Raw genomic sequence first — 23,830 nt, 5'->3', positions numbered from 1 at the left:
GCCGAATTTTTTTCTCAAACCCGGCGTGATGCCCGGAAAGCGGCCAGGGGAGTTGCGAGGCGCCGGGTGTTTCGACCCGCAGGGGCTACGATTCGCAGGAACCTTGCCGGTCGTTCATGCGGGGTGCCAATCAGGCCGCCTCGGCCTGCGCGCCCGCATTCTCGTTCGCCGCGCGGCGCAGCGCCTGCTGGTAGCGGTCCCGCCGCCAGCACAGCAGCCGCCAGGCGCCCTTCGCGGCGATGTCCGACATACGCCCGCGCGGTTCCAGGCCGACCGTCTTGAAGATCATGCCCATCGCGCGTTCGATATGGCGGAAGCGGTAGAAGCCCATGGCCCGGCCCATGTAGCCGCTGATGCAGCGGTCATGGTTGTAGGGCACGTCCTCGCCCTCATTGCCGCAATGGAAGGCGTAGGCGAGCTCATCGTCCTCGCTTTCCCCGATGCGGCCGAGCGCGATGCGCAGCCGCTTCGGGAAGGACAGGTTCTCGCGCGCCAGGTAGCGCTTCATGTGGTCGTAGAACAGCTTGAAGTGGCGGTATTCATCCGCCGCGATCAGCCGGCAGACCTGCTTCAGCGCGGGCTCGTCGGTCGAGTCGCCAAGGGCCGAATAGTAGGAGGAGGTCCCCGTCTCCACCATGCAGCGCGCGATCAGTTCCCCGGTTCGGGACCCGCGGATCGAGGCATCGGCATCGAGCTGGATCTTGTAGCCGGCGCGGTAGCGCGCGAAGGCCGCCTGGAAGTTCCAGCCGGGATCGGCGATCTCGCCCCAGCGCCCCAGGGCATCGCCATGCTGGGTTTCCTCCACGCCCCAATGTTCGGCCGCGGCGCGGAAATCGGGGTCGTCGACGAAGACGCGGGTCAGATAGGTCACGTAGTCGGCGGCGTTGCGCTCCACCATCGCCGCCGCCTTCACCAGCGGGATGATCTGCGGATCGACCTTCGAGGGATCGAACTTGTCCCAACCCACCTCGTCGATATGCCAGTGCTTCATGCCTACCTCGCGCGCGGGTGGATCGGGACGGAGCGGAATGCCGTCACGGCATTCTGGTCCGGGCCATACCAGTTTCAAGACGGCCTGTCACAAACCGTTCGAGGCGCCAGGCAATGCCCGACGCCTCGCACTGGCCTTCGCAGGGAAATATGCCAGCGGCGTGGCGAAACCGCGCCACCCGAATCACGGTGCCGGCATCGGCACCGGCGGCCGCGTCAGGCCGCCTGGGCGGCGGCCAGCATGGCCCGGGCCGCGAGCAGGCGGGCCATGGCGGCGTCGCGCTTCTCGGGGGTTGCATCCTGGGCCTCGGCGAGCACCTTCTCGCATTCGGCGATGCGCGCCTCGGCATCGCCGCGGGACAGCGAGGCGACCGGCGTCGCTTCATCGGCGAGGATGGTGACGCGGGTCGGCGTCACCTCGGCGAAGCCGCCGGCGACATAGAGCTTCTCGGTTTCCTGCCCGTTCTCACGGACGGAGATCACCCCGCCGCGCAGCGCGACGATCATCGGCGCATGGCCGGGCAGCACGCCCATCTCGCCTTCGGCGGCGGGCAGCACGGCCATCTCCACCGGACGCGAGAGCAGCAGCTTCTCGGGGGAGACGAATTCGAGCTGGAAGGTGGCCATCGCAAACGCTCCCGAACCTACTGTGTAACAGGTGGGCCCGCGCAAACCGGGCACCGCCCTTGGAGGATCCGGCCGCACAGCGGCCGGCGCCGCCCATAAGACTTACCCCCAGGCGCGCCAGCGATGCGGCGGAAGCCAAGGCGGCCGGATGGCCGCCGCCCGGCGTCTGAGGGTCAACTAAAGAAGACGCCGCTCACGCGGCAGCCTTCAGTCCTTCTGCCTTCTTGGCGGCGTCTTCAATCGTGCCGACCATGTAGAAGGCGGCTTCCGGCAGGTGGTCGAACTCGCCCTTGCAGATGGCGGCGAAGGACCGGATCGTGTCCTCGAGCTTCACGAAGACGCCCGGGGAGCCGGTGAAGACTTCCGCGACATGGAAGGGCTGCGAGAGGAAGCGCTGGATCTTGCGCGCGCGCGCCACAACCAGCTTGTCCTCTTCCGACAGCTCGTCCATGCCAAGGATGGCGATGATGTCCTGCAGCGACTTGTAGGTCTGCAGGATCTTCTGCACTTCGCGGGCGGTGTTGTAGTGCTCCTCGCCCACGATGCGCGGGTCCATCGCGCGGCTCGTGGAGTCGAGCGGGTCCACCGCCGGGAAGATGCCTAGCTCGGCGATCGAACGGTTGAGCACCGTCGTCGCGTCAAGGTGCGCGAAGGAGGTCGCCGGCGCCGGGTCGGTCAGGTCGTCGGCGGGCACGTAGATCGCCTGAACCGAGGTGATCGAGCCCTTCTTCGTGGAGGTGATGCGTTCCTGCAGCGCGCCCATGTCGGTGGCGAGCGTCGGCTGATAGCCCACCGCCGAGGGGATGCGGCCGAGCAGCGCGGACACTTCCGCGCCCGCCTGAGTGAAGCGGAAGATGTTGTCGATGAAGAACAGCACGTCCTGGCCCTGCTCGTCGCGGAAGTATTCCGCGATGGACAGGCCCGACAGCGCAACGCGCGCGCGGGCGCCCGGCGGCTCGTTCATCTGGCCATACACCAGGGCCACCTTGGACCCTTCGGTGGTGCCTTCGCCGAGCTTGATGACGCCGGCGTCGCACATCTCGTGGTAGAGGTCGTTGCCCTCGCGGGTACGCTCGCCCACGCCGGCGAAGACGGACACGCCGCCATGCGCCTTGGCGACGTTGTTGATCAGCTCCTGGATGGTCACGGTCTTGCCGACGCCGGCGCCGCCGAACAGGCCGATCTTGCCGCCCTTCAGGTACGGGGCGAGCAGGTCGATGACCTTGATGCCGGTGACGAGGATCTCGGCGGAGGTCGCCTGCTCATCGAAGGACGGCGCATCGCGGTGGATGGTGTAGGACTTCTCAGCATGCACCGGGCCGCGCTCGTCGATCGGCTCGCCGATGACGTTCAGGATGCGCCCGAGCGTCGCCGGGCCGACCGGCACCATGATGCCCGCGCCGGTGTCCACCACCTCGGTCCCGCGAACCAGGCCGTCCGTGGTGTCCATGGCGATGCAGCGCACCGTGCGCTCGCCGAGGTGCTGCGCCACTTCGAGCACCAGCGTGCGGTCCTCGACCTTGGTGTGCAGCGCGTTCAGGATGTTGGGCAGGTCCTGCGGGAACTGCACGTCCACGACGGCGCCCAGCACCTGCGTGACCTTGCCGACGTTGTTCTTCATCGTGCTGTGTCCCTGCTCAAACGGCTTCGGCACCGGAGATGATCTCGATCAGCTCCTTGGTGATGTTGGCCTGGCGTGTGCGGTTGTAGTTGAGGGTAAGCTTGTTGATCATCTCGCCGGCATTGCGCGTGGCGTTGTCCATCGCCGTCATCTGGCTTCCGTAGAAGCCGGCGTTGGTCTCCAGGATCGCGCGGTAGATCTGCACGGCAAGGTTCTGCGGCAGCAGCGCGGCGAGGATCTCGTCCTCGGCCGGCTCGTATTCATAGAGAGCCTGCGGGCCGGCGGCCTCGCCTTCGGCCTGCTCCGGCACCGCGCCGGGGATCAGCTGCTGTTCCGAGGGAACCTGCGTGATCACGTTGCGGAAGCGGTTGTACACCAGCGAGCAGACGTCGAAGGCGCCGTCTTCCAGCAGCTCGGTGATCTGAGCCGCGATCTCGGCCGCGTCATCGAAACCGACGACCTTCTTCCCGGCGAAGGAGATCTCGCCCAGGAAGCGCGAGGCGAATTCCCGCTTCAGGAAGGTCGCGCCCTTGCGGCCGACGGCGAGGATCTTCACCGTCTTGCCCTGGCCCTCAAGCTCCCGGATGCGGGTGCGCGCGAAGCGGCCCACATTGGTGTTGAAGGCGCCGGCCAGGCCGCGATCGCCACTGACCACCACCAGCAGGTGCACGGAATCGCCGCCGGTACCGACCAGCAGACGCGGCGCGTCCGGCTGTCCCGCCACCGCAGCGCCGAGGGAAGCGAGCATGCGCTCCATTCGCTCGGCATAGGGGCGCGCGGCCTCGGCGCGCTGCTGCGCACGCCGCAGCTTCGCCGCCGCCACCATCTTCATTGCCTGCGTGATCTTGCGCGTGGATTTCACGCTGTTGATCCGCATGCGCAGGGCCTTGAGGCTCGCCATCTATGGCTCTCCGCGACCTGCCCGTATCAGCCGAAGGACTTGGCGAAGGCGTCGAGGAACGCCACCAGCTTGTCCTCGGTCGGCTTCTTGATCTCGCGGTCGTTGCGGATCGCCTCGACGATGCCCGGCTCGCGCACCTTGAGGTCGGCCAGCAGGCGGCGCTCGAACTCGCCGACCTGGGCGACCGTGATGCGGTCCAGATAGCCGCGCGTGCCGGCGAACAGCGAGATCACCTGCTCCTCGACCGGAACCGGCTTGTACTGCGGCTGCTTCAGCAGCTCGGTCAGGCGCGCGCCGCGGGCGAGCAGCGCCTGCGTCGTCGCATCGAGGTCCGAGGCGAATTGCGCGAAGGCGGCCATCTCGCGGTACTGGGCGAGCTCGAGCTTGATCTTGCCCGCGACCTGCTTCATCGCCTTGATCTGCGCGGCGGAACCGACGCGCGACACCGACAGGCCGACGTTCACCGCCGGGCGGATGCCCTTATAGAACAGCTCGGTCTCGAGGAAGATCTGGCCGTCGGTGATCGAGATGACGTTGGTCGGGATGTAGGCCGACACGTCGCCCGCCTGCGTCTCGATGACCGGCAGCGCCGTCAGCGAGCCCGCGCCGAAATCGTCGTTCATCTTCGCCGCGCGCTCAAGCAGGCGCGAGTGCAGGTAGAACACGTCGCCCGGATACGCCTCACGGCCCGGCGGACGGCGCAGCAGCAGCGACATCTGGCGGTAGGCGACGGCCTGCTTGGACAGGTCGTCGTAGAAGATGACCGCGTGCATGCCGTTGTCGCGGAAGAACTCGCCCATCGCGCAGCCCGAATAGGGCGCGAGGAACTGCATCGGCGCCGGGTCGGACGCCGTCGCGGCCACGATGATCGAATACTCGAGCGCGCCATTCTCCTCGAGCGTCTTCACCAGCTGGGCGACGGTGGAGCGCTTCTGCCCGACCGCGACATAGATGGTGTAGAGCTTCTTGGACTCGTCGCCCGACGCGTTGATCGGCTTCTGGTTGATGATCGTGTCCACGATCACCGCCGTCTTGCCGGTCTGGCGGTCGCCGATGATCAGCTCGCGCTGGCCGCGGCCGATCGGGATCAGGCTGTCGATCGCCTTGATGCCCGTCTGCATCGGCTCATGCACCGACTTGCGGGGAATGATGCCCGGCGCCTTCACCTCGACGCGGGTGCGCGTCACGTCGGTCAGCGGGCCCTTGCCGTCGATCGGGTTGCCGAGCGCGTCCACGACGCGGCCGAGCAGGCCCTTGCCGACCGGCACGTCCACGATCGAGCCGGTGCGGGAGACGGTGTCGCCTTCGCGGATGCCCTTGTCGTCGCCGAAGATCACGACGCCGACATTGTCGGCTTCGAGGTTCAGCGCCATGCCGCGCAGTCCGGCGCCGGGGAATTCCACCAGCTCGCCGGCCATCACGTTCTGCAGGCCATAGACGCGGGCGACGCCGTCACCCACGGTCAGCACGGTGCCCACCTCGGCGACATTGGCCTCGGCGTCGAACCCGGCGATCTGCTGCTTCAGGATCTCCGAGATTTCCGCGGGACGGATGTCCATATCAGGCGGCCCCCTTCATGGCGTACTGCAGGCGCTGCAGCTTGGATTTGATGCTGTTGTCGTAAAGGCGGGAACCGATCCGGACGATCAGCCCACCAAGAATGGACGTGTCGATGCTTTCGGACAGCCGCACGCCGGAATGGCCGGCTTCGGTCAGCCGGGCGACGATGGCCGCGCGCTGCGTGTCCGTCAGCGGATGGGCGGTCACAACCTCGGCCGTCTGCTGGCCGCGGCGTTCCGCGAGAAGCGCGCCGAAGGCCTGCGCCACGGCGGGAAGCTGCGACAGGCGGCGGTTGGTGATCATCACGCCGATCAGGTTGCGTACCTCGGCGCCAATGCCGGCGCGATCGAGGATGGCGAAGGCGCCGGCGCGCTGCTTCACCGCGTCAAGGCGCGGATCGGCGACGAAGTCGCGGAAGGTGGCATCGTCACGCCACAGGCCGAACAGGGCCTCGAGATCGGCGGCGATGCGGTCGAGCGCGCCGGGGTCGGCCTGGCGCTTGTCGTCGGCAAGGCCGAGCAACGCCTGCGCATAGCGCACGGGGGCACCCCCTGACTTGGGTGCGGAGGAGGCGGTCTGGATGGTCTCGGCGGCGGCCACGGGCGATCGCGGTCCTGTTTCTTGTTGGGAGCAGCGGCATACGACATGGCCGCGCGAGGAAGCCCCCGAGCGGCGGCGGGCGGATAACATAGGGATTGCCGCACCGCAACCGATCCCACCGCGATTTCGCGCCCCGCGGGTTGCGATTCCGCTCCGTCTGCCCATGGCGTCTGGACGCTCCGCCCGCCCCGCGCGAGGCTCCCCGGCCATAACCCAGGGGATCCGCCATGCTCGACAATCCGCCGCTGCTGACCATCCATCGCGGCCACAGGCGCCCCGACCCGGCCCTGGTCGAGGCTTTTCGCGGCGCCCAGACGTCCCATCTGGCCGATGCGATGGATGGGCGCGGGGCACTGGATTACCGGATCAAGCCGATGGACCCGGACAATGCGGCCTTCGCCGGTCCGGCGCTGACCGCCCTGTCGTACCCGGCGGATGTGGTGGGCGTCTTCGGCGCCCTGGCGGAGGCACAGCCCGGCGACGTCGTCGTCGTCGCCAATGACGGCTACACCGGCACGGCGGTGGTCGGCGACATCGTCGCGGGCATGATGAAGAACAAGGGCATCGCGGCCTTCGTGACCGATGGGCTGGCGCGCGACCGCGGCGGCATTGTCGCCGCCGGGATGCCGCTGTTCGCCGCAGGCATCAATCCTGCCTCCCCCGCCGCGAACGGCCCAGGAGTGGTCGGCGCGCCGGTCACGGTGGGCGGACAGCATGTCCGGCCCGGGGATATCATCGTCGGCGATGCGGATGGGGTGGTGGTGGTGCCGCTCGACCGCGCAGCGGCCGTGCTGGAGCGGCTTCAGGCGATCCGCAAGGCGGAAGCCGCGACCATGGCGCGAGTCGAAGCGGGCCTGACCGAGACCGACCGCATCCGCGAGCTCGTCGCTTCGGCGCGCATCATCGGCCCGTGAGCGGGTCCCACAGCGGCATGCCGAGCAAGGCCGCGGCCAGGATCAGGCCGTAGGCGGCGCGGCGGAAGGCGGTCTCGCTGGCCAGGCCGAACAGCGCCGACCCGCCCCACAGCCCGGCTGCGTAGGCCGGCCCCGCTGCCAGGGCGAGCCACAGGCCGCTCCAGCCGAACAGCCCGCGCCAGGCGAAGGCCGCGACGATGGCCGCCGTCAGGATGGCGAAATACAGGTTCATGCTGGCGCGCAGCACGCGGGCGGTGGCGCTGCGCCCCAGCCACCAGACTGCCGGCGGCACGCCTCCCAGCATCGCCGCCCCGCTCATCACCCCGCCCAGCGCGCCGACACCGAGGGTCAGCGGCACCTTCTCCGGCCCGCGATACCGCCAGCCGGAAGCCAGCAGCGCGACCGCGGCGAGCACCAGCCCCGTCAGCCCCCAGCGCAGCGTCACCGGGTCGCTATGCGCCAGGACCATGCTGCCCAACGGTACGGCGAGGATCGCGCCGACCGCCATCACCGCGACCTCCCGCCGGGCCGCATAGGCCCAGGCGCCGGGCAGGAACACCAGGCAGGACACCGTCTCGAGCAGCGCCAGCACCGGGATCGCGGCGCGCGGCCCGACGGCGGCGGACGCCAGCGGCACGAAGACCAGCGCCGCGCCGAAGCCGGAGAAGCCCCGCGACAGGCCGCCGGCCAGCGCCGCCACGGCGATGCCGGCAAGCGCGCCCAGGGGCGGCAGGTGGGTCAGCAGATACTCCATGGTTGCAGCCTCCGGCGCCCCGGGCACCACGTCCAGGGCGCGGCGGACATGGCCGGGCTGCGGTTGTCGCCTGACTTGGCGCGGGCTACAGCGGGCGCGCCATGACCCCTCCCCCGGACGCCATGTCCGCCGCCGCGGACGCGTTCCCGACCTCCGCCCGGACCGAAGGCCCGTTGCCCGCGCTGCGCGCGCGCATCGCCGCGGGCGCCATCGCGGCCGACCCGGCGCAGGAACTCGCCGCCGAGAAGCTGCAGGACCTGTGGCGCCGCACCCGCGGCTACGACCCCAAGGTGGAACCGCCGGAGACCGGCGGCTTCCTCGGCCGCTTCTTCCGCCGCAAGGCGGTGGAGGAGGCACCGTCGGACGCACCGCTCGGCCTTTACCTGGTCGGCGAGGTCGGTCGCGGGAAGTCCATGCTGATGGACCTGTTCTTCGCCTCGGCCGATGTGGCGCGGAAGCAGCGGCTGCACTTCCATCAGTTCATGCAGCAGGCGCACCGGCGCATCCATGCCTGGCGGAAGGAACACGGCGACACCGCGGACCCCATCCCGCCGCTCGCCGATTCGATCGTCGCCGAGGCGGCGCTGCTGTGCTTCGACGAGTTCCAGGTCCACGACATCGCGGATGCGATGATCCTCGGCCGGCTGTTCGAGGCGCTGTTCGCGCGCGGCGTGGTGGTCGTCGCGACCTCGAACACCGAACCGGACAACCTGTTCAAGGGCAAGCCGGGACGCGACGCCTTCCTGCCCTTCATCGCCATGATCAAGAAGCGGATCGAGGTGCTGCACCTCGAATCGGCGCGCGACTACCGGCGCGAGCGCATCCGCGGCCTGCCGACCTGGCATGTGCCGCCCGACGGCCGCGCCGAACGCGCGCTGGACGCCGCCTTCGCCGAGTTGACCGGAGACACGCCCGCCGCGCCGACGAAGCTGACCCTGCTCGGCCGCGCGGTGGAGGTGCCGCAGGCCGCGCGCGGTGTCGCGCGCTTCGACTTCAACGACATCTGCGGCAGGCCGCTCGGCCCGGCCGACTACCTGGCGGTGGCGACGCATTTCCACACCATCGTGCTGGATGGCATCCCCCGGCTCGGTCCGGAGAATTTCGACAAGGCGCGCCGCTTCATCACGCTGATCGACGCGCTGTACGAGCACCGGGTGAAGCTGGTCGCCAGCGCCGAGGACTATCCCGACCGGCTGTATGAGCGCGGCGAGAACGCCGCGATGTTCGAGCGCACCGCCTCGCGCCTCGTCGAGATGCAGTCACAGGACTACCTGGCGCTGCCGCACCTGACCTGAGTATCGGCGCTGACCGTTGCGTCAACGAGTCAAGTGACCAGCCTCACGCTTCCGGCTTCCCCTGTGCCGGATCGGCCCCTAAGGTGCCGCCGCCCTGAAATACCATGAAACAGCTGGAGAGGTGATTCGCATGCGGCTTCTGGCGACCGCCCTGTTTGCCCTCACCGCCCTGGCCTGGACCGCCGCCCCGGCGGATGCCCGCAGCCGGACCCAGCAGGCACAGGCGCAGAGCCGGACGGCAGCGACACCCGCGGCGCGCCCCGCCAGCACCCAGACCACCCGCGCCACCGCCGCCCGCCGGTCTGCCGCGCCGGAGCGCCAGGCCGCCTCGCGTGGCGCTGCTCCCCGCCAGACGGCGAACCGCAGCGCCGGCACGCGGTCCCGCCAGCAGGCCGCGGTGGCCTGCCGAGGGCGCAACTGCGGGTCGGCTCCGCGGCAGGTGTCCTGGCAGTCGGGACTCGCGCCGGCTACCAATGCGCAGGCGCAGGCCTGCCCGGCCGGCACCCTGGCCACCCTCGCACGGGGCCATGCCGATATCGTGCGCTGCATGCCTCTCTGAGCGGCAAAGCGCCGCCGTACCGGGCCTGACGGGCGTCCCAGCATGCCTTGCCGCCGCGCGGGCCAGGGAGTAGGTAGCGGCGCTTTTCCGCACTGCACCACATCCCCCAAGGAAGTCCCATGGCCCGCAAGAAGATCGCGCTGATCGGCGCCGGCAACATCGGTGGCACGCTCGCGCACCTGATCGGTCTCAAGGAACTCGGTGACGTCGTGATGTTCGACGTCTTCCCGGGCGTCGCCGCGGGCAAGGCGCTCGACATCATGCAGTCCGGGCCGGTGGACGGCTTCGATTCCGCGATGGCGGGCACGGGCGACTATGCCGCGATCGCCGGGTCGGACGTGGTGATCATCACCGCCGGCTTCCCGCGCATGCCGGGCATGAGCCGCGACGACCTGGTGTCCAAGAATGCCGGCGTGATCGCGCAGGTCGCCGAGGGCGTGAAGCAGCATTGCCCGAACGCCTTCGTCATCGTCATCACCAACCCGCTCGACGCGATGGTGTGGGTGTTCCGCGAGAAGTCGGGCCTGCCCGCGAACAAGGTGGTCGGCATGGCCGGCGTGCTGGATTCCAGCCGCTTCCGCCTGTTCCTGGCGCAGGAGTTCAACGTCTCGGTCGAGGACGTGACCGCCTTCGTGCTCGGCGGCCATGGCGACACGATGGTGCCGCTGACCCGTTATTCCACCGTCGCCGGCATCCCCGTCCCCGACCTGATCAAGATGGGCTGGACGACGCAGGAGAAGATCGACGCCATCGTGACCCGCACTGCCAATGGCGGCGGCGAGATCGTGAAGCTGCTCGAGAAGGGCTCCGCCTTCTACGCCCCGGCGGCGTCGGCCATCGCGATGGCCGAGTCCTACCTGAAGGACAAGAAGCGCGTGCTCCCCTGCGCCGCCTGGCTGACCGGCCAGTATGGCGTGAAGGACCTGTATGTCGGCGTGCCGGTGGTGATCGGCGAAGGCGGCGCCGAGCGGATCGTCGAGATCGAGCTGAACGCCACCGAGAAGGCGGCCTTCGACAAGTCCTGCGGCGCGGTGCGGGAACTGATCGACGCCTCCAAGAAGCTGGTGGGCTGACCCACCCCGGGCCCGGCGGCGACGCCGGGCCCTTTTCCTGTCTGCGCCCTTAAGGGGAACCCGGCATGAACATCCATGAATACCAGGCGAAGGAACTGCTGCGCCGCTACGGCGTCGCCGTCCTCGACGGCCACGTGGCCTGGACAGCCGAGGAGGCCGAGAAGGCCGCCCAGGCCCTGCCGGGTCCCGTCTATGTGGTGAAATCGCAGATCCATGCGGGTGGCCGCGGCGCCGGGCGCTTCAAGGAAGACCCGAACGGCAAGGGCGGCGTGCGCGTCGTCAAGTCGATCGCTGACGCGAAGGCCGCGGCCGACGCCATGATCGGCAAGACGCTGGTCACCAAGCAGACCGGCGAGCACGGCAAGGTCGTCTCCCGCGTCTATGTGGAAGATGGCTGCGACATCAAGCGCGAGCTCTATCTCGGCCTGCTGGTCGATCGCGACACCTCGCGCGTGACCATCATGGCCTCGACCGAAGGCGGGATGGAGATCGAGGAGGTGGCCGAGCACCACCCCGAGAAGATCCTCAAGGTCGCGGTGGACCCGGCCGCGGGCATCTCCGGCTTCCACTGCCGCAAGCTGGCCTTCGGGCTGGGCCTGACCGGCAAGCAGGTCGGCTCCTTCACCAAGTTCGTGACGTCGCTGTACGGCGCCTTCCTCGAACTCGACTGCATGATCGTCGAGATCAACCCGCTGGTCGTGACCGGCGCGGGCGACATCGCGGCGCTGGACGCCAAGGTGTCCTTCGATGACAGCGCGCTGTACCGCCACAAGGACCTCGAAGCGCTGCGCGACGACAGCGAGATGGACCCGAAGGAACTGGACGCGGTCAAGAACGACCTGAACTACGTCGCTCTCGACGGCGAGATCGGCTGCATGGTGAACGGCGCCGGGCTTGCCATGGCGACGATGGACATCATCAAGCTGTACGGGTCTTCGCCGGCGAACTTCCTCGATGTCGGCGGCACGGCGAATGCCGCGCGCGTCACCGAGGCGTTCCGCATCATCACCTCCGATGCCAACGTCAAGGCGATCCTGGTCAACATCTTCGGCGGCATCGCCAAGTGCGACATGATCGCCGAGGGCATCGTCGTCGCCAGCAAGAACCTGTCGCTGAAGGTGCCGCTGGTCGTGCGCCTCGAAGGCACCAATGTGGAACTCGGCAAGAAGATCCTCGCCGAATCCGGCCTTGCCATCATCCCCGCCGACAACCTGGCCGACGCCGCGCAGAAGGTTGTCGCCGCCGTGAAGAAGGGGGCCTGAGCCATGGCCGTCCTCGTCGACAAGAACACCCGCGTCATGACCCAGGGCTTCACCGGGGCCCAGGGCACTTTCCACGCGTCGCAGGGCATCGCCTACGGCTCGACCTATGTCGGCGGCACGACGCCCGGCAAGGGCGGCACGATGCATCCGGAACTGAACCTGCCGGTCTTCGACACGGTGGCCGAATGCGTCGCGAAGACGCAGGCGAATGCCTCGGTGATCTATGTCCCTGCGCCCTTCGCGGCGGATGCGATCCTGGAAGCGATCGACGCCGAATTGCCGCTGATCATCTGCATCACCGAGGGCATCCCGGTGCTCGACATGGTGAAGGTGAAGCGCGCGCTGTCCGGTTCGAAGTCGATCCTGGTCGGGCCGAACTGCCCGGGCGTGATCACGCCGGAAGCCTGCAAGATCGGCATCATGCCCGGCCACATCCACAAGCGTGGTTCGGTCGGCGTGGTCTCGCGCTCCGGCACCCTGACCTATGAGGCGGTGGCGCAGACGACGGCCGCGGGCCTCGGCCAGTCCACCTGCGTGGGCATCGGCGGCGACCCGGTGAAGGGGATGGACTTCATCGACGTGCTGGAGCTGTTCCTGAAGGACGACGAGACCAAGTCGATCGTCATGATCGGCGAGATCGGCGGCCAGTCCGAGATCAAGGCGGCGGAATACCTGAAGTCCGAGAATTTCGGGCCGGGCAAGCCGAACAAGCCGGTGGTCGGCTTCATAGCGGGCGCGACCGCCCCTCCGGGCCGCCGCATGGGCCATGCCGGTGCCGTCATCTCGGGCGGCAAGGACACCGCGGCGGCGAAGATGGAAGCCATGGCCGCCGCCGGCATCCATGTCGCCGACAGCCCCGCCGCGCTGGGTTCGACCATGGTGCGGGCGCTGAAGGGCTGAATTGCCCGGCAGGCCTTTGGGCTGCCATGAAACGGCCGCACCGCCTATATTAAGGACCGCTGCCGCACCCTGAAGACAGGGGCGGCAGCGACCCGTATCCAGACCAACAGAGCGTGACCCCCGGCGGCGCTGCCTGCCGGCACGGAGACATACGATGGCCGGAGTGGACATCCTCGCGACCGCGATGACGGGGGCGAATGCCGCCTATCTCGCGGATCTCTACGCCCGCTGGGCCGAACGGCCCGACAGCGTCGACGCCTCCATGGCCGAGCTTTTCGCCGCGCTGAACGATGAGGCACGGTCGGTGCTGACGGATGCCACCGGGGCATCCTGGGCCCCGCGCCTGCGCGGCGCCTTCGGCCCGGAACCCGAGAAGCCCGCTGCGCCGAAGGGTGCGAAGCCCGCCGCTGCGACGGACCCCGAGGCCACCCGCCGCGCCGTGCTCGACAGCCTGCGCGCGCTGATGCTCATCCGCTCCTATCGCGTGCGCGGCCATCTTGAAGCGCAGCTCGATCCGCTCGGCCTGACCAAGCCCAAGCCGCATCCCGAGCTCGACCCCAAGACCTACGGCTTCACCGAAGCCGACATGGACCGCCCGATCTTCCTCGACATGGTGCTGGGGAAGGAAACGGCGAACCTCCGCGAGATCATCGCGATCTGCCGCGCCTCCTATTGCGGGTCGATCGGCGTCGAGTTCATGCACATCCAGGACCCCGACCAGAAGTCCTGGATCCAGCGCCGCATCGAAGGCGCGCCCTGGCTCACCGCCTTCGATCCCGCTGCCAAGAAGCAGATCCTGCAGGAACTGACCGAGGCCGAGGGCTTCGAGGCCTTCTGCGCGCGCAAATATGTCGGCACCAAGCGCTTCGGCCTGGAAGGCGGCGAGTCCACCATCCCGGCGATCGAAGCGGTGATCGAGACCGCGGCGAAGGACGGCGTCAACGAGATCGCGATCGGCATGGCCCATCGCGGCCGTCTGAACGTCCTCGTCAACGTCGTGAAGAAGCCCTTCGTGCAGGTCTTCTCCGAGTTCAAGGGCGTCGGCGCCAACCCTGACGACGTGCAGGGGTCGGGCGACGTGAAGTACCACCTCGGCACCTCGGTCGATGTCGAGATCGGCGGTCGCACGGTCCACCTCTCGCTGCAACCCAACCCCTCGCATCTCGAAGCGGTGAACCCGGTCGTCGCGGGCAAGGTGCGCGCGCGGCAGGACATGGCGGGCGACACCAAGACCCGCCGTTCCGTGATGGGCATCCTGCTGCATGGCGACGCGGCCTTCGCCGGCCAGGGCGTGGTGTATGAGACGCTGGCGATGAGCCAGCTCATCGGCTACCGCACCGGCGGCACCATCCACATCATCACCAACAACCAGATCGGCTTCACCACGGTGCCGGTGCATGCCTATTCGGGCCTCTACTGCACCGATGTCGCCAAGGCGATCCAGGCGCCGATCCTGCATGTGAACGGCGACGATCCCGAAGCGGTGGTGTTCTGCGCCCGCATGGCGGCCGAATACCGCATGCAGTTCGGCGCCGATGTCGTGCTCGACATCGTCTGCTACCGGCGCCACGGCCACAACGAAGGCGACGAGCCGGCCTTCACCCAGCCGATCATGTACAACCGCATCAAGGAGATGCGCACGACGCGCACGCTCTATGCGGAACGCCTCGCGCGCGAAGGCAGCCTGCCCGCCGAGGGTTCGAAGGCGATGTTCGACGCCTTCAACGCGACGCTCGAGGACGCCTACCAGGCCGCCCAGTCCTTCAAGCCGAACAAGGCGGATTGGCTGGAAGGGCATTGGACGGGCCTGAAGTCCGCCACCGCCGGCGAGGATGTCGAGAAGCTGCATGAGACGGCCGTCGCGCTCGACACGCTGCGCGAGGTCGGCGACGCGCTCGCCCGCGTGCCGCAGGGCTTCGGCGTCAACCCGAAGGTCGCCCGCCAGCTCGAGGCCAAGAAGCAGGCGATCGATACCGGCGAAGGCATCGACTGGGCGACCGGTGAGGCGCTCGCCTTCGGCACGCTGCTGCTGGAAGGCCATCGCGTGCGCCTGTCGGGTGAGGACGTGCAGCGCGGCACCTTCAGCCACCGCCACGCCTACCTGATCGACCAGCAGACCCAGGCCGAATACGTCCCGCTGAACAACATCCGCGCCGGCCAGCCGAAGTTCGAGGCGTTCAACTCGCTGCTCGCCGAGTTCGGCGTGCTTGGCTACGACTACGGCTACACCCTGGCCGACCCGCATACGCTGGTGCTGTGGGAAGGCCAGTTCGGCGACTTCGCCAACGGCGCGCAGGTCATCATCGACCAGTTCATCGCCTCGGGCGAGACGAAGTGGCTGCGCATGTCGGGCCTCGTGATGCTGCTGCCGCATGGCTATGAGGGCCAGGGGCCGGAGCATTCCTCCGCACGGCTCGAGCGCTATCTGCAGCTCTGCGCCGAGCGCAACATGCGGGTCTGCAACTTCACGACGCCGGCCAACTACTTCCACGCGCTGCGCCGCCAGCTGAAGGCGAATTACCGCAAGCCGATGGTGCTGATGACGCCGAAGTCGCTGCTGCGGCACAAGCTGGCAGTCAGCAGCCTCAGCGAATTCGGTCCCGGGAGCGCCTTCCGCTACGTGATCCCCGAGACCGACGCGATCGCGCCGGAGGAGAAGGTGAAGCGCGTCGTGCTCTGCACGGGCAAGGTCTATTACGACCTGCTGCAGGAACGCCGCGACAAGGGCATCGACGATGTTGCCATCGTGCGTATCGAACAGATGCACCCCTTCCCGGCCACCAGCCTGGCCAAGGCGCTGGCACCCTACAGGAACGCCGAGGTGGTCTGGTGCCAGGAGGAGCCCGAGAACATGGGTGCCTGGACCTACATGGACCGGCGCATCGAGCAGGTGCTGAAGGCGCTCGACATCAAGGCGAAGCGGCCCGACTTCGTGGGCCGTGAAGAAGCGGCGAGCCCGGCCACGGGCCTCGCCAGGATCCACCAGCAGCAGCAGGAAGCCCTGGTGCGCGCGGCCCTCGGGCTGTGACCGCGCGCCGCGCAGACAACGGACGGCAGACATGACCGAAATCCTCGTTCCCACGCTCGGCGAGAGCGTTTCCACCGCCACCGTCGCGCGCTGGCTGAAGAAGGCCGGCGAGGCAGTCGCTGCCGACGAGCCGCTGGTGGAACTCGAGACCGACAAGGTGACGGTGGAGGTCAACGCGCCATCCGCCGGCGTGCTGGAGGCGATCGCCGTCGCCGAGGGTGCGGAAGTCGTGCCTGGTTCGGTGCTGGGGTCCATCGCCGCCGGCGGTGCCGCCGCCGTGGCGAAGCCCGCCGCCGCACCGCAGCCCGTCGCCGCCGCCCCCGCCACGCCGCAGGTCGAGACGCCGCGCGCGGCCTCGGGCCCGGTCGCGGTGCCGGGCACCTCCGCCCACGCCCCCCTGCCCGCCGCAGCGAAGATGATGGCCGAGGCCGGCACGACGGCCGCCGCGGTCGGCGCCGGCACGGGCAAGGACGGGCGCATCACCAAGGGGGACGTGCTCGACTACCTCGCGCGCCCGGCCCCTGCCGCGGCCGCCCCCGCCGCGCCGAAGGCGCCCCGCGCGCTGGAGGAAGGCGAGGAGCGCGTGAAGATGACGCGCCTGCGCGCAACCATCGCGCGCCGCCTGAAGGAAGCGCAGAACACCGCCGCCATGCTGACCACCTTCAACGAGGTGGACATGGGCGCGGCGATGGCGCTGCGCGCGGAATACAAGGACGCCTTCGAGAAGAAGCACGGCGTGAAGCTCGGCTTCATGTCCTTCTTCGTGAAGGCCTGCGTCGCCGCGCTGAAGGAATTCCCGGCGGTCAATGCCGAGATCGCCGGCGACGAGATCGTCTACAAGAACTTCGTCCATATGGGCATCGCGGTGGGCGGTCCGTCCGGCCTGGTCGTGCCGGTGGTGCGCCACGCCGACACCCTGTCCTTCGCCGAGATCGAGAAGACCATCGGCGCGTATGGGAAGAAGGCGCGCGACGGCGCGCTGAAGCTCGATGAACTGGCTGGCGGATCCTTCACCATCACCAATGGCGGCATCTACGGCTCGCTGATGTCGACGCCGATCCTGAATCCGCCGCAGTCGGGCATCCTCGGCATGCACAAGATCCAGGACCGCCCGATGGCCGTCGGCGGGAAGGTCGAGATCCGGCCGATGATGTACATCGCGCTGTCCTACGACCACCGCATCGTGGACGGGAAGGAAGCCGTGTCCTTCCTCGTGCGCGTGAAGGAGAGCATCGAGGATCCGCGCCGGCTGATGCTCGATATCTGATCTGGTCGGCCGCCGCAGGCGGCCGTTCGTAGATCCCTCAGACGGCGGGCGCGGCCCATCCGGGCCGCTTGCCTTCGCGCCCTGCGCTGTTGCGCCGGGGGCGAGGGCTGGTTGGGGTGCGTTCGCGCCTCGCGCTCGTGGATCGCGGCATGGCCGCGGTCCTGGGCGGCCACCGCCGTTCGTCTGACGCCGGCTGCCCGACGAGGGCCGCCTTCGCGTTTCCCGTGGCGCGCGCCCTGCGCGCCGCACCATCGTCACAAGCAGGAGGACCCATCATGCGCAGCCGGGAAGGCCAGTTTTCCGACGCACGTCCCATCCAGCGCAGCCGCGCGGAGAAGGAGAAGCTGCTCCGCGAACTCAAGGACACGCTGGCGGGGCTGAAGCCGCACGCCGTTTCAATGCGGACCACGCTGCAGGCCCGCATCAAGGAGCTGGAAGCGGAGATCGCGGCGAACGCCCGCTGACGCCACGCGGGACCGGGTGGCGGCAATGCCGTCCATCCGGTGCCGCGCGGGACTGTGAAGCACTTCAGCGCGCCATGGCGCATCCAGACGCACACTCCGGCCGTAGGCCTTCCGAAGGGCACGGAGGACGCCATGGCTTTCCATGCAGGACGCATCGCGCTCATCGCGATGCTGGCTGCCGCACCGCTATTCGGGGCAGCCGCCAATCAACTCGCCGGCACGTGGCGCGCGACTCAAGGCGGCGAATCGGTTGAGATCACCCTCTCGCCAGACGGTGCCTTCGCGCGCCGTGATCGTGGGCCGCGCGGGTCCGAAATGACCGTCACCGGCCGCTGGTCGCTGTCGGAGTCGGGCTCCTGGCTGCGACTGACGGTTGAGGATTGGGCCCCGCGCCGCGCCTGCGGCCTGTTCGGCTGCACGGATATCCGCATGCTGCCGGGCGAGACCTATCGCTACCTGCTGCCGGATGGCGACCATCTGGTGCTCGAGGACCCGGGCGGGCGCACCGAATACCGGCGGGCGGGCTGAGCCATGGCCTGCATCGGCACCCCCTCCGAGGCAGCCATCGCCCTCGGGATCGACCGCGAACAGGGCCGCGCCGGCTTCGGCGCGCTGCTCGCACGCGCGGATCTCTCCCCGGCCGCCGCGGCCGAGTTGCGCCGCCGCTACGACGAGCCGCACCGCGCCTATCACGACGCGGCGCATGTTGGGCTGCTGTGGCTACGCCACCTGATGCATGGCGGCGATCCGGGCGATCGTGGCCTGGCGCTGGCGATCCTGTTCCACGACGCGGTCTACGACCCGCTCTCCCGGTTCAATGAGGCGGAGTCGGCCGCCCTGGTCGCGAAGCTGGTGCCGGGGGACACCGCCTGGGTCCAGGCGGCGATCCTCGCCACCGCCGACCACCTCGCCTATGCGGGGGAGGATTGCCGCGTGCTGCGGTTGCTCGACCTCGACCTGACGCCGCTCGCCGAGACGCCGGAGGTCTTCGCCCGCAACACCGCCCTGCTGCGGCGCGAATACGCCACGGTGGCGGAACCCGCCTGGCGGGTCGGCCGGCGGCAGGTGCTGGCGCGCTTCCTGGCGGCCAAGCGGCTGTTCCGTACCCGCCTCGCCACCATCTACGAGGCGCCGGCACGCGCCAACCTGGCGGCCGAGGTCTCGGCGCTGTCCGAGGCCGCCTGAAGCGGGGCGGCGTCACGCCTCCCCGGGCAGCGCCACCACCAGCCACCCACGGCCATCCATCCGCGCGACATCGCCGGCCAGCAACAGCACGGTGGTGGTGTCGCTCTCGATGATCGCAGGGCCGGAAACCTCCTGGCCCGATGCCAGGGCGGCGAAGTCGAAGACCGGCAAATCCTGCCCATTGCCATCCAATCGCGCGCGGCGCGTCGCGAAGGGTGCGGCGGCGGCGCGGCCGGTGGAGGCTTCCGGCGCCGACATCGGCGGCAGCCGGCCGATCACCGCGAGGCGGGCATTGACCAGCACCACCTCCTCCTCGCGGAGCGCGTAGGTGAACAGGCCCTCATGCCGGGCGTGGAAGGCATCGGTGACACGCTGTGTCAGCCCGGGCGCGTCCCAGTCCACATCCTCGAGCGGCACGGCGATCTCGAAGACCTGCTCGCCATAGCGCATGTCGGCGGCACGCTTCGTCTCGACCGCGCCGCCGAACCAGGACGCGACGCGGGCGCGGCCCTCCTGTTCCAGCCCGGCCCAGATGGTGTGCAGCGTGGCATCGTCGGGCACGCCGCCGGTACCGAGCTCGCTGCGTGCCATCTCATACCGCAGGTCGGTGTGCAGCATGCCCCACGCCGACAGGCCGGCGGCGAAGACCGGCACGGCGACGCGCCGCATGCCGAGCTCCCGCGCCACCGCCGAGGCATGCAGCCCCGCGGCCCCGCCGAAGGCGAGCAGCGTGAAGTCGCGCGGATCGACGCCGCGGCGAACGGTCGCGACACGGATGCCATCGGCCATGCGCACATTGGCGAGGCGATGCACGCCTTCCGCCGTCGCCATGGCATCGAGGCCGAGCGTCGCTCCCAGTCGCTCGAAGGCCACGAGCGCGCCGTCGCGATCGAGCCTGCGCGCACCACCCAGGAAGTTGTCCGGATCGAGATAGCCCAGCACCAGATTGGCATCCGTCACCGCTGGTTCCGTGCCGCCCTGGCCATAGGCGACCGGCCCCGGCACCGCCCCGGCGCTACGCGGGCCAACCTGCAGCGTGCCACCTGGTCCGACATGGCCGATCGATCCGCCGCCGGCACCCAGCGTCACGATGTCGAGGCTTTCGAGCGCGATGCGTTCGCCCGCGACAGTGCGGCCGCGGCCGAGCGCGGCCTCCCCATCTTGCACCAGCGCGATGTCGGTGGAGGTGCCGCCAACGTCGAAGGTGATGAGGTCATCGCCGAGGCCCCGTTCGGCCAGCGCCACGCCGGCCGCGACGCCGCCCGCCGGGCCGGACAGCGCGGTGCCGGCGGCGAGGCGCGCGGCTTCCTCGACCGGTGCGACGCCGCCATGCGACAGGATGACGAAGACCGGCCCGTTGTAGCCGGCGTCCGCCAGGCGCCCGCGCAGACGCGCGAGGTAACGCGAGACGATCGGCCCGACATAGGCGTTCACGCAGGCGGTCGAGAAGCGCTCGAACTCCTTGATCTGCGGCAGCACCTCCGCCGATGTCGTCACGAAGACGCCGGGCAGCGCGGCGCGCACCGCCTCGGCCGCCGTGCGTTCATGGGCGTCGTCGCGCCAGGAATGCAGGAAGCAGATCGCCACCGCCTCGACCGCTTCGGCCTTCAGCGTGGCGATGGCGGCGTCGAGCGAGGCGCGATCGAGCCCCGCCTCCACCCGTCCATCGGGGCGGATGCGTTCGCGCACCGGCAGGCGCAGCCGGCGCGGCACCAGCGCGGGCGCGGCCGGCAGGCGCAGATCGTAGCGGTCGGGCTTGAGGCCCTCGCGCATCTCGATGACGTCGCGATGGCCTTCCGTGGTCAGCATCGCGACCTTGGCACCCTTGCGTTCCAGCAGGGCGTTGGTGGCGACGGTGGTGCCGTGGACGATGCGCTCGGTGCGCGCCAGAAGGTCCGGCAGCGCGAGGCCCAGCCGATCCGCCAGCACGGCGAGGCCGTTCACCACGCCCTCGCTCTGGTCAGCCGGCGTGCTCGATGCCTTGGCGAGCGTCGTCGTGCCGTCCGCCGCCACGCAGACCACGTCGGTGAAGGTGCCTCCGACATCGACGCCAATGCGGAAGCTTTGCTGGCGCGACCGATTCAGATCTCCGCGCCCATCGGCGCTCCGATCATCGGGCGCGCTCACAGCAGGCCCTCCGCCGCATCGCGCGCCCGCGCCGCCGGATCGCGCTTCTCCGGCGGCCCCCATCCGCCGCCGCCGCCGGCGCGGACATGCAACACGTCGCCAGGCGCGAGCGGAATGCCGACTTCCTTGGTGCGCAGGTCGCGCGAGGTGCCATCGGCGCGATCCAGCGTGTAGTGGTGCGGAGCCGCATCCTTGCCGCCCAGCATCCCCGCCGCGCCATAGCGCACGCCGTCGCCCGCGGTATTCGCGACCGCCGGGCCGTCCGTCTCCAGCCGCATCAGCAGTTCGCCGCCGAGGCCCCCACGATAGGTGCCATCCCCCGCGCTGCCGGGGCGGAATTCGTGCTTGGCGAAGAACAGCGGGAAGCGGGCTTCCGCCATTTCCACGCTGCCGAATTTCAGCCCGCCGGCCGAATGCCATTCCCCCGCCGTGGACCAGCCATCGCCCTGCGAGGACCCGCCGCCGCCAGGGCGGGCATGGAACAGGTGCCACACGAAGGACCGGCCCGGCCGCCGCGCATCGCTGCCCTTGATCGCGATGCGGAAGCGCCGTCCCCAGCCGCCCATCGCACGTTCGGGGCAGGCATTCGCCAAGGCCTTCACCACGGCCTCGCAGATCTCGTTGGAGCAGTGGGAGGTGCACATCGTCACCGGCGCGCCCTCGCGCGGCAGCACGATGGTGCCTTCCTTGGCAATGATCTCGATGGGGCGGAAGCAGCCGTCATTCTTCGCGACCTCCGGATCCAACAGGAAGGCGATCGCCATGCGCACCGCGCTCGCCGTGTTGGGCCAGGAGGAATTGAGGAAGGAGGGAACCTGCGGATCGGACTCCGACAGATCCACCACGATGGAATCGCCAGACTTCGTCACCGTCGCGCGGATGCCGATATCCTCGTGCCCGAAGCCGTCATCGTCGAGGAAGGCCTCGCCCTTCCAGGTGCCGTCCTTCCAGGATGCGATGATGCGCCGCGCATGTGCCTCGGAGAGTGCAAGGATCGCCGCGACCGCGGCTTGCGTCTCGTCCGCGCCGTGCTTGTCGAGCACCGCGAGCAGTCGCTTCTCGCCCAGATGCGCCGCGCCGATCATCGCCATCAGGTCACCGCGCACCTCCCGCGGCAGGCGGGTGTTGGTGACGATCATGCGCACCAGATCGGGCCGCGGCAGGCGCCCCTGACCCAGCAGGATCGGCGGCAAGCGCAGCCCTTCCTGGAAGATCTCGGTGGCGGCAGGGTTGTAGGCGCCATGCGTGCCGCCGCCGATGTCGGTGTGATGCGCGCGCACCACCGAATAGAAGATCGGCCGCCCCTCCGCGAAGACCGGCACCACGATGGTCAGGTCAGGCAGATGCGACCCGCCGTGATAGGGGTCGTTCAGCAGGTAGATGTCACCATCCGCGATGGCGTCCCCGAAGGCATCCAGCACCGCCTTCACCGCGAAGGGCATCGCCCCGACATGGATCGGGATGTGGTCCGCCTGCGCCAGGAGCCGCGCCTGCCCGTCGCAGATCGCGATCGAGAAGTCGCGCGAGGAATTGAGGATCTGGGAATAGGCGGTGCGCAGCATCGCCTCCCCCATCTCCTCCACGATGGCGCGGAAACGGTTGTCGAGGACGGAAAGCGTCACGGGATCGGGGGCTGTCATGGCGCGAACGCTCAGGCGCGGCGGCGCGGCCGTCAAGGCTTCGCAGCCCGGCCGAGCCGGGCCATCATCGCGGCCAAGACCCAGGGGAAGGAATCGCCATGACCGTCACCGTCGACACGCCCGACCTGCGCGTGGTCACCGAGGGGCTGCGCTTCCCCGAAGGACCGGTCTGCATGCCGGACGGATCCGTGGCGCTGGTCGAGATCGAATCCCGCCGGATCACGCGGGTGGCGGCGAACGGCACCAAGACCACCATCGCGACCGTGACCGGCGCGCCGAACGGCTTGGCGCTGGGTCCGAACGGCATGCTGTATGTCTGCAACAATGGCGGCTTCTCCTGGCATGAGGAGCCGGGCCTGCTGCGCCCGGGCTTCCAGGCGCCCGACTATTCCGGCGGCCGGATCGAACGCATCGACCCCGCCACCGGCGCCATCGAGACGCTGATCCGCGCCGTGGATGGCCGCCCGCTGCGCGGCCCCAACGACCTGATGTTCGACGCGCATGGCGGCTTCTGGTTCTCCGACCTCGGCAAGGTGCGGGCGCGCGACCGCGACCATGGCGGCGCGTATTGGGCGAAGGCCGACGGATCGGGCGCGGTCGAGGCCGCCTTCCCGGTCTTCGGCGGCGCCAACGGCATCGGCATCAGCCCGGACGGGAAAACGCTGTATGTCGCGGAGACCGAGACCGGCCGCCTCTGGGCATGGGACGTGGAATCGCCCGGGAAGTTGAAGAAGGAACCCTGGCCGTCATCGAATGGCGGGCGGGTGCTGTGCCAGTTCCCGGGCTATCGCCGGCTCGACAGCCTAGCCATCGCGGCGTCGGGCAACATCATCGTCGCCACGCTGGTGGCGGGCGAGATCACCACCATCTCGCCATCGGGCGAGATCCTGCGCGTGGTGAAGATGCCCGAGCGCATGCCGACGAATATCTGCTTCGGCGGCCCCGACATGCGCACCGCCTACATCACGCTTTCGACCAGCGGAAAGCTGGTGGCGATGCAGTGGGATGAGCCGGGATTCCGCCTGCCGCACGGTTGACAGCGCGCCCGCAGCGGGCCGACGCT

General features: G+C 69.3%; 21 protein-coding genes. 12 read left to right on the top strand and 9 right to left on the bottom strand.

The window, feature by feature from the left end:
- Nucleotides 1-130: 130 nt before the first annotated feature.
- The 6 genes from AC2YHJ_RS22230 to atpH form a co-directional block, all read right to left on the bottom strand.
- Nucleotides 131-991 carry a ferritin-like domain-containing protein gene (locus AC2YHJ_RS22230; RefSeq protein WP_487398366.1) on the bottom strand — a complete coding sequence of 287 codons (861 nt, stop codon included), beginning with the start codon at nt 989-991 and terminating at the stop codon, nt 131-133.
- 215 nt (nt 992-1,206) lie between these two features.
- Nucleotides 1,207-1,617: an ATP synthase F1 subunit epsilon gene (atpC, locus tag AC2YHJ_RS22225; RefSeq protein ID WP_487398365.1), complete on the bottom strand. Its 411-nt coding sequence runs from the start codon at nt 1,615-1,617 to the stop codon at nt 1,207-1,209.
- Nucleotides 1,618-1,810: 193 nt separating this feature from the next.
- Entirely contained in the window at nt 1,811-3,238 is a 1,428-nt protein-coding gene (atpD, locus tag AC2YHJ_RS22220) for a F0F1 ATP synthase subunit beta (protein ID WP_487398364.1), read from the bottom strand.
- A 16-nt stretch (nt 3,239-3,254) separates the two neighbouring features.
- Nucleotides 3,255-4,139, bottom strand: a complete 885-nt coding sequence (locus tag AC2YHJ_RS22215; protein WP_487398363.1) for a F0F1 ATP synthase subunit gamma — start codon at nt 4,137-4,139, stop codon at nt 3,255-3,257.
- Between the two features lie 26 nt (nt 4,140-4,165).
- Entirely contained in the window at nt 4,166-5,698 is a 1,533-nt protein-coding gene (gene atpA / locus AC2YHJ_RS22210) for a F0F1 ATP synthase subunit alpha (RefSeq protein WP_487398362.1), read from the bottom strand.
- Between the two features lies 1 nt (nt 5,699).
- Nucleotides 5,700-6,299 (bottom strand): ATP synthase F1 subunit delta, encoded by a 600-nt coding sequence (gene atpH / locus AC2YHJ_RS22205; protein WP_487398361.1) that lies wholly within the window; start codon nt 6,297-6,299, stop codon nt 5,700-5,702.
- Nucleotides 6,300-6,526: 227 nt separating this feature from the next.
- Between atpH and AC2YHJ_RS22200 the strand changes: the two genes are divergently transcribed.
- On the top strand, nt 6,527-7,213 hold the full coding sequence (locus AC2YHJ_RS22200) for an RraA family protein (RefSeq protein ID WP_487398360.1): 687 nt from the start codon (nt 6,527-6,529) through the stop codon (nt 7,211-7,213).
- Here the strand turns inward: AC2YHJ_RS22200 and AC2YHJ_RS22195 are convergent.
- The gene (locus AC2YHJ_RS22195) at nt 7,200-7,967 is read right to left on the bottom strand and encodes a TSUP family transporter (RefSeq protein ID WP_487398359.1); all 768 of its coding nucleotides are present in this window, start codon (nt 7,965-7,967) and stop codon (nt 7,200-7,202) included. The two genes, AC2YHJ_RS22200 and AC2YHJ_RS22195, sit on opposite strands and share 14 nt — an antisense overlap.
- Before the next feature lie 122 nt (nt 7,968-8,089).
- Here AC2YHJ_RS22195 and zapE point away from each other — a divergent pair, with 122 nt between their 5' ends.
- The 10 genes from zapE to AC2YHJ_RS22145 all read left to right on the top strand — a co-directional run bounded on the left by zapE (nt 8,090) and on the right by AC2YHJ_RS22145 (nt 19,000).
- Nucleotides 8,090-9,262, top strand: a complete 1,173-nt coding sequence (zapE, locus tag AC2YHJ_RS22190) for a cell division protein ZapE (protein ID WP_487398358.1) — start codon at nt 8,090-8,092, stop codon at nt 9,260-9,262.
- Nucleotides 9,263-9,392: 130 nt separating this feature from the next.
- Nucleotides 9,393-9,821: a hypothetical protein gene (locus AC2YHJ_RS22185; protein ID WP_487398357.1), complete on the top strand. Its 429-nt coding sequence runs from the start codon at nt 9,393-9,395 to the stop codon at nt 9,819-9,821.
- A gap of 119 nt (nt 9,822-9,940) precedes the next feature.
- Entirely contained in the window at nt 9,941-10,894 is a 954-nt protein-coding gene (gene mdh / locus AC2YHJ_RS22180; RefSeq protein ID WP_487398356.1) for a malate dehydrogenase, read from the top strand.
- Between the two features lie 65 nt (nt 10,895-10,959).
- Complete coding sequence (gene sucC, locus AC2YHJ_RS22175; protein WP_487398355.1) at nt 10,960-12,156, top strand: ADP-forming succinate--CoA ligase subunit beta; 1,197 nt, start codon at nt 10,960-10,962, stop codon at nt 12,154-12,156.
- 3 nt (nt 12,157-12,159) lie between these two features.
- On the top strand, nt 12,160-13,056 hold the full coding sequence (gene sucD / locus AC2YHJ_RS22170) for a succinate--CoA ligase subunit alpha (protein ID WP_487398354.1): 897 nt from the start codon (nt 12,160-12,162) through the stop codon (nt 13,054-13,056).
- Nucleotides 13,057-13,210: 154 nt separating this feature from the next.
- Nucleotides 13,211-16,084: a 2-oxoglutarate dehydrogenase E1 component gene (locus tag AC2YHJ_RS22165; RefSeq protein WP_487398353.1), complete on the top strand. Its 2,874-nt coding sequence runs from the start codon at nt 13,211-13,213 to the stop codon at nt 16,082-16,084.
- 31 nt (nt 16,085-16,115) lie between these two features.
- Nucleotides 16,116-17,351, top strand: coding sequence for a 2-oxoglutarate dehydrogenase complex dihydrolipoyllysine-residue succinyltransferase (gene odhB, locus AC2YHJ_RS22160; RefSeq protein WP_487398352.1), 1,236 nt, complete (start codon nt 16,116-16,118; stop codon nt 17,349-17,351).
- A gap of 275 nt (nt 17,352-17,626) precedes the next feature.
- On the top strand, nt 17,627-17,815 hold the full coding sequence (locus AC2YHJ_RS22155; RefSeq protein WP_487398351.1) for a hypothetical protein: 189 nt from the start codon (nt 17,627-17,629) through the stop codon (nt 17,813-17,815).
- A gap of 132 nt (nt 17,816-17,947) precedes the next feature.
- A complete protein-coding gene (locus AC2YHJ_RS22150) occupies nt 17,948-18,343 on the top strand; it encodes a hypothetical protein (protein WP_487398350.1) in 396 nt (131 codons plus the stop codon).
- 3 nt (nt 18,344-18,346) lie between these two features.
- Nucleotides 18,347-19,000: an HD domain-containing protein gene (locus AC2YHJ_RS22145; protein WP_487398349.1), complete on the top strand. Its 654-nt coding sequence runs from the start codon at nt 18,347-18,349 to the stop codon at nt 18,998-19,000.
- 12 nt (nt 19,001-19,012) lie between these two features.
- Here AC2YHJ_RS22145 and AC2YHJ_RS22140 read toward each other — a convergent pair whose 3' ends face one another.
- Together AC2YHJ_RS22140 and AC2YHJ_RS22135 are read right to left on the bottom strand one after the other, a co-directional pair.
- Nucleotides 19,013-21,127, bottom strand: a complete 2,115-nt coding sequence (locus AC2YHJ_RS22140; protein ID WP_487398348.1) for a hydantoinase/oxoprolinase family protein — start codon at nt 21,125-21,127, stop codon at nt 19,013-19,015.
- Entirely contained in the window at nt 21,124-22,767 is a 1,644-nt protein-coding gene (locus AC2YHJ_RS22135; protein WP_487398347.1) for a hydantoinase B/oxoprolinase family protein, read from the bottom strand. Before AC2YHJ_RS22135 ends, AC2YHJ_RS22140 begins: the two co-directional genes overlap by 4 nt.
- A 98-nt stretch (nt 22,768-22,865) precedes the next feature.
- Between AC2YHJ_RS22135 and AC2YHJ_RS22130 the strand changes: the two genes are divergently transcribed.
- The gene (locus AC2YHJ_RS22130) at nt 22,866-23,804 is read left to right on the top strand and encodes an SMP-30/gluconolactonase/LRE family protein (protein ID WP_487398346.1); all 939 of its coding nucleotides are present in this window, start codon (nt 22,866-22,868) and stop codon (nt 23,802-23,804) included.
- Nucleotides 23,805-23,830 lie beyond the last annotated feature (26 nt).

It is taken from the genome of Roseomonas sp. SRI_022, from assembly GCF_057586215.1.
This window is presented reverse-complemented; position numbering and strand designations above follow the sequence as displayed.